Annotated in this window: 15 protein-coding genes and 1 pseudogene; 9 read left to right on the top strand and 7 right to left on the bottom strand. The window is 70.0% G+C overall.

Going from position 1 to position 15,864, the window contains the following annotated elements:
• Positions 1-155: 155 nt before the first annotated feature.
• Together ACZ3ZD_RS14230 and ACZ3ZD_RS14225 are read right to left on the bottom strand one after the other, a co-directional pair.
• On the bottom strand, positions 156-560 hold the full coding sequence (locus ACZ3ZD_RS14230) for a cupin domain-containing protein (protein ID WP_467396490.1): 405 nt from the start codon (positions 558-560) through the stop codon (positions 156-158).
• Positions 557-2,005: an MFS transporter gene (locus tag ACZ3ZD_RS14225; protein ID WP_467396488.1), complete on the bottom strand. Its 1,449-nt coding sequence runs from the start codon at positions 2,003-2,005 to the stop codon at positions 557-559. The genes ACZ3ZD_RS14230 and ACZ3ZD_RS14225 overlap by 4 nt, the downstream gene beginning before the upstream one ends.
• A 57-nt stretch (positions 2,006-2,062) precedes the next feature.
• Between ACZ3ZD_RS14225 and ACZ3ZD_RS14220 the strand changes: the two genes are divergently transcribed.
• Both ACZ3ZD_RS14220 and ACZ3ZD_RS14215 read left to right on the top strand, forming a co-directional pair.
• The gene (locus tag ACZ3ZD_RS14220; RefSeq protein WP_467396486.1) at positions 2,063-2,731 is read left to right on the top strand and encodes a TetR/AcrR family transcriptional regulator; all 669 of its coding nucleotides are present in this window, start codon (positions 2,063-2,065) and stop codon (positions 2,729-2,731) included.
• A gap of 39 nt (positions 2,732-2,770) precedes the next feature.
• A pseudogene (locus tag ACZ3ZD_RS14215) lies at positions 2,771-3,047 on the top strand (helix-turn-helix domain-containing protein); the annotation flags it as partial.
• Here the strand turns inward: ACZ3ZD_RS14215 and ACZ3ZD_RS14210 are convergent.
• The 4 genes from ACZ3ZD_RS14210 to ACZ3ZD_RS14195 form a co-directional block, all read right to left on the bottom strand.
• Entirely contained in the window at positions 3,035-3,694 is a 660-nt protein-coding gene (locus tag ACZ3ZD_RS14210; RefSeq protein WP_467396484.1) for a M15 family metallopeptidase, read from the bottom strand. The pseudogene ACZ3ZD_RS14215 and the gene ACZ3ZD_RS14210 sit on opposite strands and share 13 nt — an antisense overlap.
• 390 nt (positions 3,695-4,084) lie before the next feature.
• Complete coding sequence (locus ACZ3ZD_RS14205) at positions 4,085-4,285, bottom strand: hypothetical protein (RefSeq protein WP_467396482.1); 201 nt, start codon at positions 4,283-4,285, stop codon at positions 4,085-4,087.
• A 183-nt stretch (positions 4,286-4,468) separates the two neighbouring features.
• Positions 4,469-5,182: a class I SAM-dependent methyltransferase gene (locus ACZ3ZD_RS14200; RefSeq protein ID WP_467396481.1), complete on the bottom strand. Its 714-nt coding sequence runs from the start codon at positions 5,180-5,182 to the stop codon at positions 4,469-4,471.
• A gap of 209 nt (positions 5,183-5,391) precedes the next feature.
• Positions 5,392-5,643, bottom strand: a complete 252-nt coding sequence (locus tag ACZ3ZD_RS14195) for a hypothetical protein (protein WP_467396479.1) — start codon at positions 5,641-5,643, stop codon at positions 5,392-5,394.
• Positions 5,644-6,058: 415 nt separating this feature from the next.
• Between ACZ3ZD_RS14195 and ACZ3ZD_RS14190 the strand changes: the two genes are divergently transcribed.
• From ACZ3ZD_RS14190 to ACZ3ZD_RS14160, 7 genes are all read left to right on the top strand, one after another.
• Entirely contained in the window at positions 6,059-7,441 is a 1,383-nt protein-coding gene (locus ACZ3ZD_RS14190; protein WP_467396477.1) for a hypothetical protein, read from the top strand.
• Between the two features lie 394 nt (positions 7,442-7,835).
• A complete protein-coding gene (locus ACZ3ZD_RS14185; RefSeq protein ID WP_467396475.1) occupies positions 7,836-8,969 on the top strand; it encodes a type III polyketide synthase in 1,134 nt (377 codons plus the stop codon).
• Entirely contained in the window at positions 8,966-9,910 is a 945-nt protein-coding gene (locus ACZ3ZD_RS14180; RefSeq protein WP_467396473.1) for an aldo/keto reductase, read from the top strand. Before ACZ3ZD_RS14185 ends, ACZ3ZD_RS14180 begins: the two co-directional genes overlap by 4 nt.
• Positions 9,907-10,317, top strand: coding sequence for a nuclear transport factor 2 family protein (locus ACZ3ZD_RS14175; RefSeq protein ID WP_467396471.1), 411 nt, complete (start codon positions 9,907-9,909; stop codon positions 10,315-10,317). The genes ACZ3ZD_RS14180 and ACZ3ZD_RS14175 overlap by 4 nt, the downstream gene beginning before the upstream one ends.
• Positions 10,318-10,605: 288 nt before the next feature.
• Positions 10,606-12,027, top strand: a complete 1,422-nt coding sequence (locus ACZ3ZD_RS14170; protein ID WP_467396469.1) for an FAD-binding oxidoreductase — start codon at positions 10,606-10,608, stop codon at positions 12,025-12,027.
• A gap of 790 nt (positions 12,028-12,817) precedes the next feature.
• Positions 12,818-13,237: an aspartate 1-decarboxylase gene (gene panD, locus ACZ3ZD_RS14165; RefSeq protein WP_467396467.1), complete on the top strand. Its 420-nt coding sequence runs from the start codon at positions 12,818-12,820 to the stop codon at positions 13,235-13,237.
• 39 nt (positions 13,238-13,276) lie between these two features.
• On the top strand, positions 13,277-13,621 hold the full coding sequence (locus ACZ3ZD_RS14160) for a GNAT family N-acetyltransferase (protein ID WP_467396465.1): 345 nt from the start codon (positions 13,277-13,279) through the stop codon (positions 13,619-13,621).
• 705 nt (positions 13,622-14,326) lie between these two features.
• Here ACZ3ZD_RS14160 and gndA read toward each other — a convergent pair.
• Positions 14,327-15,766: an NADP-dependent phosphogluconate dehydrogenase gene (gndA, locus tag ACZ3ZD_RS14155; protein WP_467396464.1), complete on the bottom strand. Its 1,440-nt coding sequence runs from the start codon at positions 15,764-15,766 to the stop codon at positions 14,327-14,329.
• Positions 15,767-15,864 lie beyond the last annotated feature (98 nt).

Genomic DNA, 15,864 nt, shown 5'->3' with positions numbered 1-15,864 from the left:
CCGAGCGGGGTCTGGTGCGTGCAGCTGCAAGGCGGAGGAGGGAGTCGACGCGGAGCGTCGGCGACCGACGACAACGCCGCAGATGTGCGTGCCAGACCCCGCGACGCCGGCAAGATCCGAAAGAGAGGGCCTAGCTGTGCCGGGCCATCCCGCTGTCAGTGAGTGCCGGTACGGTTCTCGAGGCGGGTGCCGTGGCGAAGGGTGATCGACAGCAGGTCGCTGGGCGCGTCCAGTTCCAGGCGGTGCCAGCGGCCACGGGGGACGATCACGGCGGTCCCCGGCTTCAGTCGCACCATGTCCTCGGTGCCGTCGGGCCTGGTGGGACGGAGGTAAAGGCGGACGCCGCCGGTCAGGCAGCACACCGCCTCCTCGGCCTGCGGGTGCATCTCCCAGTGATCTGCGTGCACGTCCGCGTCCGTCTCCACGTGGAACGCCGCGAGTTGCCAGGCGCCCAAGTCGCCGTGCGTCACCCGCCGTTCGGTGGCTCGGATATCGCCGTCGGGGTGGATGTGCAGCGCCGAGGCGAACAGGTCGACGGGTGAAAGGGGAGTTGTCGTCATGACGGTGTTCCTTCCAGTCGGTTCTCCGCGGTGGTGGCGCGTTGCGGGGCAGGTGTTCCGGCCCGGCGGCGGGGCAGCACGGTGATCGCCACGACGGCCGCGATCACGAAGAGGGCGGCGGCGATGGCAAGGCCCAGGGCGTAGCCGTCGTCGAGCGCGGCGGGGTCGGTTGCCGTGCCGGTGCGGTGTGCGGCGACGGTGGCCAGGGCGGCCAGGCCGACGCAGCCGCCGAGTTGGCGGGAGCTGTTCATGAGGCCGGAGGCCATGCCGGCCTCATGGCGGGCGACGCCGGTGGTCGCGGCGGCGACGATCGGAGCGATGACCAGTCCGACGCCGATGCCGGTGATGACGCAGGGGCCGAGCACGTCGGTAAGGAAGCCGCCGTCGGGGCTGATGAACGCGAACCATGCCAGGCCCGCGGCGGCCAGCAGCGCGCCGGGCACCAGGGAGGCACGGGGGGTGCGTGCGGCGGTGACACGGGTCGCGACGAGGGTGCCCGCGACCAGGCTTGCGGAGAAGGGCAGGAACGCGGCACCGGTCGCCGCGGCACTCATGCCCAGAACCTGCTGCATGTACAGGGACACGAAGTAGAACGCCGCGAACTGCCCGGCCGTGGAGAAGAAGACCAGCACGTTGGCGCCGGCGACCCAGCGGTTGCGCAGCAGGCCCAGGCGCAACAGCGGTGCGGAAGCCCGGGATTCGGTGACGACGAAGGCGGCCAGGAGCAGGGCCGCGGCGACGAGCATCGTCCATGTGGCCGGGGAGTCCCACCCTTGGGCGTCGGTGCGCACGACACCGGTCACCAGCAACCCGACTCCACCGGTGGCCAGGACGGCACCGAGCACATCCAGCCTCTCGCGCCGGGCGGGGCGTGCTTCGACGGGCACGCCTGTGCGGACCAGCGCGAGAGCCACCGCGACGATGGGCAGATTGATCAGCATCACCCAGCGCCAGCCCGCGTACTGGGTCAGCAACCCACCCGCCAGCACGCCCACTGCTCCCCCCGCGGCGTTCACCCCGCTCCACACCCCGAGCGCGCGTACACGCTGCGGGCCCTCGGGGAAGGTGGTGGTGAGCATCGCCAGCGTGGCCGGCGTGGCCGCGGCGGCTCCCAGGCCCTGGCCGGCGCGGGCGGCGATCAGTTGCCAGGGTGCCTGGGCGAGCCCGCCCGCCAGTGAGCACAGCCCGAAGACGGCCAAGCCGAGCACGAACAGCCGCCGTCGGCCGTAGAGGTCACATGCGCGGCCTCCCAGCAGAAGAAAGCCGCCAAGCGTGAGCGCGTAGACGTGCACGACCCATGACAGGTCGAGCGGTGCGAACCCCAGCGCGGAGCGGATCGCGGGCAGGGCGACATTGACCACGGATAAGTCCAGGGCGACGGCGAACTGGGCGACGGCCACGGCCGCCAGCACCGTTCCGGGTCGCCTTCGCGAGTTTCTATACATGTAAGGAAAGTAGCGTCAGCGAATTGGCGTTGTCGATACCTGGGGGATGATGAGGGCATGCCGCAACCGTCCGTGCCGCGCAGAACCCTCGGCCGACCTCCCCGCATCTCCCGCGAGGAGGTCGTCCAGGCCGCCCGTCGGATCGTGGACGCGGAAGGCGTGGACCGGCTGACCATGCGGCGGCTGGCCGCGGAGATCGGCAGTACGCCGATGGCGCTCTACCACCACGTCCGCAACAAGGAAGAACTGCTCGTCCTGTTGCTGGACGACTACGCCGCGCGGGCGCTGCGGCGACCCGAACTGCCCGCTGAGCCCCGCGAGCGGATCGTCGTCGCAGCGGCCACGATCCACGAGGCGCTCGCCGCCTGCCCGTGGATCGTGGAGGTGCTGACCGCCGACGACCTCATGGCCACATCCGCTCTCTGGTTCGTCGAGCAGATCGTTGACGGCCTGGTCGAATGCGGCCTGTCACCCGAGCGGGCAGTACACGGCTACCGCGCGATCTGGTACTACACCGCCGGAGAAATCGTCGTGCGCTTGACCGCAGCCAGGCGGCGCAAAGACGACGACCGACCCACCTACCGGGAGCGCGTCTTCGCCGATCTCGACCCGAGCGAGCTGCCCCGTCTGGCACAGGTCGCGGACCACTGGGCACCACTGACTGCCGAGGACACCTACCTGGACGGCCTCCGAGCCCTGGTGGACGGCCTCCTTGCTCCCCGTTGACCTGCTCGTTCGCCTTGTATTCCCAAGCGCCAATCCGGTGCCGACGAGGACACCGCCCGGGCGTGATCCACCGATTCGGAGAGATCGGCCTGGCCTTCTAAACCCTCGGTGGACGGGAGGCCGTCCCCGCCTTCTCAGCCCTGATGACGAGGACTTCGTCGTCCAGACGGCCACCGCTCACCCGACCAGGCTGGGCCGGCCCTTTACCCGCTGGTCCCTCCGCAGACTCGCCGCCTACCCGCGCCGGGTGCACGGCCGCGTGATCCGGATCGGCCGCGAGGCGTCACGGCGCCTGCGGAGACGTCATTCGGGGACGCCGTGCGGGTCCGGTCCGTAACAGGCGCTTGCCGCTCCCGTGGCCAACGCCCAGTAGCGGTCGCCGAACGACCAGTGCCACCACTCCGTCGGATAGTTCACCAGGCCCACGGCCTTCAGTGCGCGCCCCAGGATCTCCCGGTGGGCGCGCGCCTGCACGCCGATCCCGGCAGCGTCGGTGTAACAGGCGCCGGCACTCTCCTCTGGAGTCGCGTTCACAGGCGTACCCATTTCCAGCTCACGGCCGTCCGCATCCACGAGCGTGAGATCCACCGCCGCTCCCGCACTGTGCGGCGCGATCTCCGGTGGCGACACGAAACGGCTCGCCGCCGACCGGATCTGCTCATCGGTCCATCCAGGCTGCTCGGCTCGCAGTCCGGCCGCGTATGTCTCGAAGTAGCGCCGCTGCAACGCCGGAGGACGATAGCCCTCGACCACCAGGAGCCCCAGGCCGGCCGGCAAGTGCGCCTGTGCCTGTAGCAGACGCTCCAGGACGCCTTTCCGCAGGTAGAAGAAGGCGTCCGAGTCGTTCTGTTTCCGCAGGTCCACGAGGAGTGGCCCCCTCCGGACGTCGACCAGCCGCTCACCGCACTCGTGTACGGGGACAGCTGCCACCCGTGGATCCGACATCAAGATGATCTCGCTCATCCCGCGATGTTCCCCGAGCGCGGTCAACGACCACAACGTGGGACGGCGATCACGGACGTCCGTCGGGGGTGCTGCGTAGGCTTGGGCGGTCGCCACGGCGGGGTCCGCGAGAGTGAGCGAAGCCCCCCTCCGGACATCTGCCAGGGTGTCAGGAAAGTAGGCCAGCGGTCGGTGTGAGTCCTGAACAACCTGGGGACGGCTGCCCGGACAGGCGACTCGTTGCCTCGCCCGGGGCCTCCGGCTCCGCCTTCGGCGCACGCGAGCGGCCCGGCCGAGCCGCTTGCGTGCGCCACCGAAAGGTGGGGTCGACGGCGTCGTCGGGCTGAGGTACCGCCGTCATCGAGGCCACCCGCGAACCTACCGGCCTCGGTATGCGCCGACCGCCGCGTGCTACCTGAGATAGGCGGTGAGCGGGAGGTTCTGGCGGCGCACGTCATCGGCGACGAGTCCCGCGACCCGCTGGGCGCCGTAGGTGTCGAAGTGGGTGTGGTCGTTGCAGAAGAAGGTGCCCAGGGGACCGCTGCCTCCGTAGTTGGGCTGGCAGGGCAGCCGGCTGCCCTGCCGCCGGGAGGAGCTGCAGGGGTGGGCCATGATGCGCTGAGGGCCTGCCGGGTGAGACGCCGCATGCCGTCGGACCGGTCGCGCAGGGAGTCCGTCGATGCCGTCGACGAGCATCGCCGGTCGTGAAGGAGACGGTCGGCTTTCCGTGAGCCCGCGGCAGAGTATTCGCAGGGCTGAACGCCTCCGGCTCCTGGAGTTGCCCGCCTGCTTCGTTCACGTGCGGCGCAGGGCCATGAAGTACGCGGGGACGTCAGCGCGCCGGCCAGTGGGCAGGGTGTAGGTGGTGTGGACGGTGGTGTCCGATTCGGCGAGAACTGTGAACTCGTCCCTGCCCAGAAGGGCAAGCGCCTCGTCACGATGGACGCTACCGGGGTGGACACCGGTGTCGAGGACTCGGGTGAGGGCGGGGGGAGGGCCGTACGCTGCTGTGAGCTGACGCAGGTAGTCCTCGGAGCCTGGCGCCAGTTCGACCAAGGCGAGGATCCCTTTGGCGCCCAGCAGGGTGCGCAGGGAGGCCGCGAAGGCGCGGCGGTGCTCCGGCCGGATCTGGTGAAGGACGGTGCGCATGTAGATGCTGGCGTCGCCAAGCATTCCGTACAGGGTGTTCACGGCCGAGGAATCGAGCAGATCGAGCACCAGGTACGTGTGGTTGGGATCGTGGGCGCGCGCCTGACTGATGGCCGAGGGGGAAACGTCGGTTCCGATGACCCGTCTGTGGTGCTGGGCGAGGTAGCGGGTCTGTGTCCCGTTGCCGCACCCGACGTCGATCAGCGTCTGCTCGGGGTCGAGGTAGGACGCGAAGTGCGGCAGGTCACGGGCACTGGCGTACGCAGGGTCGCAGTCCCACAACGACGATTCCCCCTGGGCTGCTGTTTTGGCCCAGTAGGTCTCCCAACTGTCGGCGTAGGGGGACACGTTGATGCCCATATGTGGTGCTCCTGACTGTCAGAGCGGGTGGTGCGGGTGCTTGGTGACGGTGAATGGTGACCTCACACACCGAAGGGGCGACACGGCGAGCTGGGCCCAGGAGGCGTCCGGACGTGTCGCGGATACGACGGCAGGCGGCAGCGAGTGATGCACAGGCATGGACCGACCCTTTGTCGGTGCCGCTTCGTCGAGGTCGCTCAGCAGTGACTTCATGCGTCCGCCGCCTGCGCGATCAACGCCTGGTCCATCGGGGCCGACCCCAGCGACAGGTCGCTGCCGAGTGCCTCGGTCCGGCGGCGGTCGGCTCCTCGCGGACCGGTATCCGGCTGATCAGAACGGCTTCGGTCGTCGGACCGTACGAGTGCTTCGAAGATGAATGGATCCTGCATGATGCACACTCTGCAGACCTTTGCTGTGGGGATGGCGGCGACAACCTGCGACGCGCTCAGCTTCAGCCGCACGGACGCGGTGTTCGCTCTTGTCCTGCCCCTCGATACCGGCCCCCCGAAGGGCAGCGACCGGAGCCTGACAGGCGGCCTCGGTGGGCCTCTGGCCGGGGCTCGGCCTTGGGCGACGGTGCCGCACCGGTGCGGTGACTCTCCATTACAGTGCCGAACAAGCGGAATGAGAAGCTGCACACAGTACCGGACACGTGAACGCGTTGAACGACTTCGGACGTGCACCCTTGCTGCGTTCCGGCGGCCCGTTGGCCAGAAGTCGCCGGTATCGTCCGCCGAGTAGGGATTCGGGGCCGATTGCGTGGTAAATGTCTCCCTTGAGGGAGCGGACGTCGGCCAACGACATGCATCGGAGCAGGCGTCCTGCGCCAAGCACGTGCGTCTGCTGGATCGCTCGGTTCCGTGAGCCGGAGAACAGATGTCCCGTAAGCAGCCGAACCGACGACTCGCCGCCCTTCTCGTGGAAGCCGACTGGAACGGGGCCCAACTGTCCAGGGCCTTGAACACGTTGGGCAGCCAGCAGGGGTACCCGCTTCGTTATGACCGCACGGCGGTCGCGCACTGGCTGAAGGGCTCACGCCCCCGTCGTCCGGTAGCCGATCTGGTGGGTCAGGTACTGAGCCGCAGGTGCGGTCGGCTGATCACTGCCGAGGACACCGGACTCGTGGCCGGCCCCGACGAACGGCGGCACGACGCCCGTGGCTCTGCGGCGCCGCCACAGGAGGAGCCGGACCCCGTACGGCGCCTCACCCGGTTGTGTAGGGCGGAAGCCGATCCAGAACAACGCGTCTTCCTTACTCAGACCGTGTTCGACCTTTCAGGCGAGTCCGTGCCCCCGAGTGCGATCCCCTTGCAATCTCTCGGCTCTGCCGTCGGACGCCCGGTCCTTCGCACAGATCTGACTCTGCTGGGAGCTGCCACACGGCTCTTCGCGGCCAGCGTTGACGCGCACGGCGGCAACCATGCGCGGAGCGCGCTCGCCATCTACCTCGTCGACGACGGCATGGGCTTCATAGCCGGACCGGCGCCGGACGAGCTGCGCCGACAGGTCCTGACGGCGGTCGCCCAACTGACCCACGTGTTGGCCGTCATGACTGCGGACGCAGGACATCAGGGGCTCGCCCAGAACTATTTCAGGACCAGCCTCGGCCTGGCGCGTGCAGCGGGTGATCGACTGACGTGTGCCATTGTCCTGCGCGCTATGAGCACCCAGGCCGCGAACCTCGGCCACATCCGGCAGGCTTCAGATCTCGCCGCGGCGGCCCTCAGACACGCGCCACCCGGCGCACCTGCGGCAGTCCGTGCGTACGTGCTGAGCCAGCGCGCCCTGACCAGCGCCCTACTGCGCGATTCCCGTCAGGCGGATACCGATCTGGCTGCGGCCGAGGACGCTCTTCGGCAGTCGTCCGGCGAGGAGGGACCGTTCACCTCCTATCCGGCTGCGGCCTTCGCTTACCAGCAGGGCCGGGCCCTCTATGCCCTGGGGCGGCGCGACCAGGCAGTCGCCGCTTTCCAAGCCGCTGTGCACGGGCGCTCATCGAGGGAACACCGGCCGGCGGCGCTCACCCACGCGCGTCTCGCGCACCTTCTACTCGAAGCCGGGCGCCTGGGGGAGGCGTGCAGCCATTGGCAGCATTTCCTCGACCTCTACCCTTTGCTGCGCTCCGCTCAGGCGGATCGCGTTCTTGCGGACCTCATCGACACTCTCAGCGCGTTCCCACGCCACCCCAAAGCGGCCGCAGTATGCGAACAGGCCCGTGGGCTCATGGCGCTCGCCAGGAATCCTTTGCACGGCTCATGAGCGTCACTGTGCGCCGTAGGCCCAACGGGACGACACGAGGGAGGCCTCGCCGAGGGGGCTGATCCCGTGTCGAGCACAAGGTTTGTGCTTGGCACCAGGGGCGATGGTGGACCGTCGAAGGGACCCGTCTGCCCCCGCACCGGGCGGCGGCGACCTCATTCGGGCCCGTTCAACGTGTTCACAGCACGAGTCCTCAACGGCTGTTAGGGATTGCGGCACTGCGGTTAACCGGTTATCAGTCCCGGTGCGGAACTGACGAGCAGCACCTGACTGGGCTTTCACATCCGCGAGGCACCGCTGCTGACGGCGGCCGACCAGCACGTCACGCGACGGCGTCGTCCCCTTGCGTCCAAATCCGCCCCGAACCCCCAACCGACAACACCGGAGGAGTGCCATGGCGGTCATATGTTGCCCCGCCGTATGCGTCCCGGAGTACACCATCACCATCGAGGACACCCTGCACCTCGCGGAGCGTCTGCACGGGGACCACGATCAGCTGCCCCTTGCGCTCAAACTCATCTCCAACACAGGCGTGCGCACGCGACATCTGATCCAGCCCCTTGAGCGCACCCTTCGTCACCCAGGCGTCGAGGAGCGCACCAAGGTCTACGTGCGTGAGGCGAAGGCCCGTATCCCCGCCGTGGTCGACCGGGCCTTGAACAACGCAGGACTCACGGTCGCGGACATAGATGCCATCGTCTTCGTGTCCTGCACCGCGTTCACCATGCCGTCGCTCACCGCATGGATGATCAACGAGCTGGGCTTTCGGCATGACACGTGCCAGATTCCTATCGCACAGCTCGGCTGCGCGGCCGGGGGCGCCGCGATCAACCGCGCCCATGACTTCTGCGCGTCCCACACCGGCTCCAACGTCCTCGTCGTCTCCTGCGAGTTCTGCTCGCTGTGCTACCAGCCCGACGACCTGGAAGTCGGCAACCTGCTGTCGAACGGCCTCTTCGGCGACGCGGTCGCCGCCGCCGTCGTCAAGTCCCACTCCACGTACGGCCTGCGGCTGGAGGCCAACGGCTCCCGGCTGGTCCCGGACACCGAGGACTGGATCTCCTACGCCGTCAAGGACACCGGGTTCCACTTCCGTCTCGACCGCCGAGTCCCCCGTACCATGGAGCAACTCGCGCCCGCCCTGCGGGACGTGGCAGCCGCCCACGGCTGGAACGCCTCGGCACTCGACTTCTACGTCATCCACGCCGGCGGCCCCCGCATCCTCGATGACCTGTCCCACTTTCTGGGCGTGCCGTCGGACCTCTTCTCCTTCAGCCGCGCCACGCTCACCCACCGCGGCAACATCGCCTCCGCGGTCGTCCTGGACGTGCTCCGGCGGGTGATCACCTCAGAAACCCTGCGCCCCGGGCACCGCGGCATCGTCGCCGGGTTCGGACCCGGGATCACCGCAGAGATCAGCATGGGCACCTGGCTGGGCGACGAGGACAGGCCTATGGCCGGAGGGACATCGGCCTCCGACACCGAACAATCCCCCATCAGCTCAGCCGAGAGGAGCGCTACGGCATGAGTACGCCAACCGCCACACCTCCCACGGACTTCACGTTCGCCGATGGCCTGCGCGTCCACCGCATGGGGTACGGCGCCATGCATCTGACCGGCCCCGGCATGTGGGGCCCGCCCGCCGACCCGGACAACGCGATGGCGGTCCTGCGGCGCGCCGTGGAACTCGGCGTCGACTTCATAGACACGGCCGACTCCTACGGGCCCGGCTACAACGAGGAACTCATCCGCGCCGCGCTGCACCCCTACCCGGAGGGCCTGGTCATCGCCACGAAGGGCGGGATGCTGCGCAGCGGACCCGACGACTGGGTCAGGGCGGAGAACCGCTCTCCGTACATCGTGGCGCTCGGCCGGCCCGCATACCTGCGCCAGCAGGTCGAGGTGAGCCTCCTCCGGCTCGGTCTGGAGCGAATCGAGCTCTACATGCTGCACCGCATCGACGACGCAGTGCCGCTGGAGGATCAGATAGGAACCCTCGCCGACCTGCAGAAGGAGGGAAAGATCCGTCACCTCGGGCTGTCGGGCCAGCCCGAGGTGACCGTGCAGCAGCTGGAGCGGGCCCGGCGCATCACCGAGATAGCAGCGGTGGAGAATCTCTACAACATCGCGGACCGGGCTGGCGAGGACGTCCTCGACTACGCGAACCGGCACGGCATCGCCTTCATCCCCTGGTTCCCACTGGGGCACGGCGATCTCGTCGGCCCCGACGGCGTACTCACCGCCGTGGCCGGGCGCTACGGTGCCACCGCAGCCCAACTCGGCCTGGCCTGGCTTCTGCACCGCTCCCCGAACACCTTGCTGATCCCCGGGACCACTTCTGTGTCCCACCTCGAGGAGAACGTCGCGGCGGCCCGCCTCCAGCTCAGCGACCGGGAGTGGGCCGAGATCGAGAAGCTGTGTGCCGAAGCCACGCCCTGGCGCCCCGACGCCCAGGAGGCCACCCGATGACCGCCCCCGTCCATCCGCACGTACGCATCCTGGAAACCGTCTACGCCGACCTGCCGCGCCTGGTGGACTTCGCGGACCCGGACATCGTCCTCCACCCTGCGTACCGGGGCGACGACGAGGGCCGGGTGGTCCGGGGAAGGGACGTCGTCCTGGCCCATGAACGCGACCTCGTCCGGGCCACCGGCGGCACCCTCGTGATGGACACCGAACACATCGTCGCCAACGACTATTTCGGTGCCGTCCTAGGCACACTGCGGGCCTCCCGCCCTCGGACCTTCGCCATGCCCTTCTGCGGACTCTGGCGCTTCGCCGACGGGCTGATCATCGAACACTGGGAGAACGCCCATGCCCCTCACGCACTCCATCAGCTCCTCGCACCACCCCGCCCGGCCGGCACCCATGAGTGAGACGTCCGCCCCCGCCGGCCGGGACGGCACCGGTCGCCTCGTCGGCCGGCATCCAGATCCCCGGCGCGGGGAACGGCTCGGCTCCTTCCTCTCGGGATTCGACACGCCTGTCGCAACCGTCCGGGAACCGAACCTGACGGTGCGTGAACTCCTGATCGCTGTCTATCAGATGCCGGGTACCGGCCAGGTCGGCCGGACCTCGCACCATCCGGGTTCACCGCGATGAAGGCGGGCCGCGCACGCCGGGTGCCAGCCACCGTCGCTCCTGAGTTCCGCGGAAGGCTACTGGTGCCGGGAGACGACGACTACGACAAGCACCGCACGGTTTGGAACGCCATGGTGGACCGCCGGCCCGCGGCGATCGCTGTGTGCACCTCAGCCCTCGACGTGGTCCACGCCGTCGACGCCGCCCGGGCGGAAAACCTGCCCCTGTCGGTGCGCGGCGGGGGTCACTCCGTCTCGGGCCAGGCGCTGTGCGACGGCGGCCTCACCATCGACCTTTCGGGCATGCGCCGGGTGACAGTGCGCGCCGACGAGGGCCTGGTCGAGGCCGGGGGCGGCTGTCGCCTCGCCGACCTGGACCGGGCCACCGCCGCGCACGGCTTGGTGGTGCCGACCGGGACGGTGTCCGAGACCGGCTTGGGCGGCTTGGCGCTCGGCGGCGGTACCGGATGGCTGACCCGGGCCCAAGGGCTGACCTGTGACAATTTCGTGGCGTGCGAAGTGGTACTCGCCGACGGCCGGGTGGTCGAAGCCTCCGCGACCGAGCGAGCGGACTTGTTCTGGGCGCTGCGGGGCGGCGGCGGCAACTTCGGGATCGTCACCCGGTTCACTCTCCGCGCGCACCGATTCGGTCCCGGCATGCGTGTCGCCGTGTCCCTGTACCGGCCGGAGGAAGCGCACGAGGCACTGGCCGCGTACGCGGACCTCGCCCCGGGACTGCCCAGGACGATCGGCTGGCACGCGTCACTGAAAAAGCGGCTGCCACCCTATCCCTTCGTGCCCGCCGATCGCGTGGGCCGACCGGGGCTGCTGCTGATCGCCATGTGGCTCGGCGACCCCGCCGACCCCGCGGCCGCACAGGTGCGGTCCTTGACCCAGGTGGGCCGACCCTGCGCACGGGAGTGTCTCGTGCTTCCATTCGCGGACCGGGTGCAGCGGCTCATGGACGCCGAGTTCCCCGATGGAAGGCGCTACTACACCAAGGAAGCGCATCTTCGGGGCCTCCACGACGAGGCGATATCCGAGATCGTGCGCTTCTGGACCGAGATGCCGATGGACGGGGAGATCGTGCTGCTGGGTCTCGGAGGGGCGCTGTGCGACGTGCCCGAGGCGGACAGCGCCTTCTCCCACCGTGACTGCCCGTGGTGGCTGGAGTTCCTGTTGCACTGGCAGGACCCGCGGTGCGACGTCCCGTACGCACGACGGGCCCGGGAAGCCGTCGGTCGGCTCGGGGCCTGCGTGGCTGCGGGCACCTACCTGAACATGCGCAACGCCGACGAAGGCGACGACGTCCGGATGCTGACCGAAGCGTACGGAGGACCGGAGAAGTTCGCCCGACTGCGTCAGGTGAAGTCCCGCTACGACCCGGAGAACACCTTCCGGGGCAACTGGAACATTCCACCGGCCGACCCCGGCCCCGGCACGAGGCCGCGCCAACCGCCGCCTCGTGTCGCCGACCGGAACGAGGGGGACAGCTGTCCAGGCTGAATGACGCGCCCGCACGGCTCACGGGTGAAGTGGCGGTGGTCACTGGTGCTTCGGTGCAGCGATCGCGATGCGGCTCGCCGCGGAGGGCGCCACGCCGGCCGGCAACCACTCCTCGGACCGTCCCGGCAACAAGCAGGCTGGAGCGTGTCGTCGAGGCGATCCGCTCCACGGGCGGCCTTGCCCACGCGGTACGCGCCGACGTGAGCACGGACCGCTCTCCTCGAGGAGACCGTACGTCTCCTCGGACCGCCGACCACGACTGTGACGAACCATCTGCTGGTTTCGGTGCAAGCGGTCAGCGACACCGGTGAGACCGCGACCGTCAGCGCGGATGCCTCGGTCGACCTCGTCGGCAACCTGCAAGTCAGGATCCGCCTCTGAGCAGGGCAGGGGACCGGTGCGGTCGCTGACGATCCATGTCCGGCCCCCGCCGTTCAAGGGGCGGAGGACGGCGCCGTGCGCGAGCACGTGAAGCACCAAGACCCCCGTAGCCCTCGCGGACGCCGGGGCATCGACCTGCGCGTCGCCGCCCCGCCCGTACGGCCGATGCACCTTCCCCTGCGTGCGGCGCGGGGCCGCGTACAGCCGAGCAGGACGAACCGCACCGCGCGTCGGCGACGTGGCCGTGCTCCGTGAGCGGCACGACGACGAGCGAGACGTGGCGGGAAGGTAGGTCACAGCAATGCACGATCTTCTTGAAGGTCTTGGAGTCGAAGGCATGACCATGTACGGTGTTGGCCGCCCTTGACCTGCACAAAGCAGGCAGGGAGCCGTCTTCCAGGAGTCCGACATGCTGCGCACCATGTTCAAGTCCAAGATCCATCGCGCCACCGTCACCCAGGCCGACCTGCACTACGTGGGATCGGTGACCATCGACGCCGACTTGCTCGACGCGGCCGACCTGCTGCCCGGGGAACTGGTGCACATCGTCGACGTGACCAACGGGGCCCGGCTGGAGACGTACGTCATCGAGGGGGAGCGTGGGTCCGGGGTCATCGGGATCAACGGGGCCGCGGCCCACCTGGTGCAACCCGGGGATCTCGTGATCATCATCAGTTACGCTCAGGTCACCGACGCGGAGGCACGCGCGCTGCGGCCCCGGGTCGTGCACGTCGACGCCGGCAACCGGATCGTGTCCCTCGGCGCCGACCCCTCCGAGCCGGTGCCCGGTTCGGACCAGCAGCGCAGCCCGCAGGCCGTGGAGGCCTGACCGGCGGACCAGGACCGAGGACCAGGAGCGTGCGAGCCCATGAGCGAGACCGAGATCCGCGACGACCGGGCGGCGGGCCGCCTGGAGGCCGTCGGCGACGGTGAAGTCGTCGGCCGCATCGAGTACTTCGTACTGGAGGCGCCCGCACGCGCCCTGGTCCCCGTCCACACGGTCGTCGAGCCCGCGCACGAGGGGAAGGGCATCGCCGGGTCGCTCGCCCGCGAGCTGTACGCCCTCGCCGAGCGTGAGGGCATCCCGGTGGCCCCCCTGTGCCCGTACGTCGTGAAGTGGGCCGAACGCCATCCCGACGTCGCCCCGCCGGCCGACCCGGCCCTGCTGTCGTCCGCGAAGGACTGGCTGCGGGCCCACCCGGACCGGTTCTGAGGGGACGACCGTTTCCGCAGGGGGCTTCGCCGTCCGTCCGGTGCGCGAGGCGGCTTCGCTGCCCGGCGCGGGTGTGGTGGGGACCGGCTACGCCCCGGCCGGCCCGGCTGTCCGTTCCCTGCCCTCGACGACCACCCGCCTGGTCCCCTTCGGTGCTGCCGTCGGGTGAGTGGTCGCGCGGACGAGGGGTATGCGGGGGAGAAGTCCAGAGGCGACGTGCCGTGACTGCCCGGAGGACACCATGACGAACCCGCACCCCGACCCGGTCCCGCCGGGCCCGACACCGGGTCCGGGCCCGACACCCACCCCGCCGGATCCGTACCCCAGCCCGGTCCCGCCGCCGGATCCGGCCCCGCAGCCCACCCCACCCGCGCCGGGCCCCGACCCGACCCCGCCGCCGGCCCCGCCCCACCCGGGCCCCCCGGGGCCTTCCCCGTCCCCGATCCCGCCGGGCCCCGAGCCCGTACCCGACCCGGAACCGGGCCCGCCCCTCACCTGAGACAGCGGGCCGCAGCCAAGGGAGGCTCACCCCGCACCCAGGCCCACGCCGGGGTGGCCCGGCCCGGACGGCCGGGTTCCGGCGTGGGTACGGCCCGCCGCTCAAGCCCCCGCACGCCCAAGGGCACACAAGCCCCCGCACGCCCACGGGCACAAGGGCACAAGAGCCACACGCCCGCTCTCGCGCCCCCACCGCAACCGCTTCGCCTACGCCGACACCTCCGACCGGTCCCCGCCCCACAGCGTGTGGAAGGAGCCGTCCCGGTCCACCCGGCGGTACGTGTGGGCACCGAAGAAGTCCCGCTGGCCCTGGGTCAGTGCCGCGGGGAGCCGGGGGGCCCGCAGGGCGTCGTAGTACGCCAGGGCCGCGGCGAAGCCCGGCGTCGGTACGCCCTGCCGGGTCGCGGCGATCAGGACCTCGCGCCAGTCGTCCTGCGCCTCCGCGATCTCCCGGGCGAACGTCTCGTCGGACAGCAGGCTGGGCAGGTCGGCCTGGGCGTCGTACGCGGCGCGGATGCGGTCCAGGAAGGCCGCGCGGATGATGCAGCCGCCGCGCCAGATCGCGGAGACGGCACCGAGGTCGATGTCCCAGCCGTACTCCTCGCTGCCGGCCGCGATCTCGTGGAAGCCCTGCGTGTACGACACGATCTTGGACGCGTACAGCGCCTGCTCCACCCGGTCGGCGAAGGCCGCCGCCTCCGCCTCGCCCAGCGGCGACGCCTTCGGCCCGGCCAGGCCCCGGGAGGCCTCCCGCAGCGCCGCGTGGCCCGACAGGGAGCGGGCGAAGACCGCCTCGGCGATGCCGGACACCGGAACGCCCAGGTCCAGCGCGATCTGCACCGTCCAGCGGCCGGTGCCCTTCTGCTCGGCCTGGTCCACGACCACGTCCACGAACGGCTTGCCGGTGGCCTCGTCCACGTGGGACAGCACCTCGGCGGTGATCTCGATCAGGTACGAGTCCAGCCGGCCGGTGTTCCAGGTCCGGAAGATGTCCGCGATCTGCGCGGGCTCGTACCCGGCGACATCGCGCAGCAGCTGGTACGCCTCGCCGATCAGCTGCATGTCGGCGTACTCGATGCCGTTGTGGACCATCTTCACGAAGTGCCCGGCGCCGTCGGGGCCGCAGTGCGTGACACAGGGAGCGCCGTCCGCCGCCTTCGCCGAGATCTTCTCCAGCATCGGGCCCAGGGACTCGTACGACTCCTTCGAGCCGCCCGGCATGATGCTCGGCCCGTGCAGCGCGCCCTCCTCGCCGCCGGAGATGCCCGTGCCGACGAAGTGGATGCCCCGCTCGCGCAGCTCCCGCTCGCGCCGCCGGGTGTCCGCGAAGTGGGCGTTACCGCCGTCAATGATCATGTCGCCGGGCTCCAGCAACGGCGCGAACTCCTCGATCACCGCGTCCGTCGGCTCGCCCGCCTTCACCATGACGACCAGGCGGCGCGGGCGCTCCAGGGCCGCCACGAACTCCTCGGCCGTCTCGGCCGCGACGAAGTCGCCCTCCTGCCCGAACTCCTCCACCAGCGCCTTCGTGCGCGACACCGTACGGTTGTGCACGGCGACCGTGTAGCCGTTGCGCGCGAAGTTCCGGGCGAGGTTGCGGCCCATGACCGCCAGGCCCGTGACGCCGATCTGCGCTGAAGTGCTCATACCGCCTGCTCCCTGATTGCCTCGTGTACTACGGCTCCGTCAGTACGGGTCCTCGCCCATCCTGACGTGCCGCTCAGGCGAGCGCACATCCGACCCGC

The organism is Streptomyces sp. NPDC023481, assembly GCF_055560195.1.
This window is presented reverse-complemented; position numbering and strand designations above follow the sequence as displayed.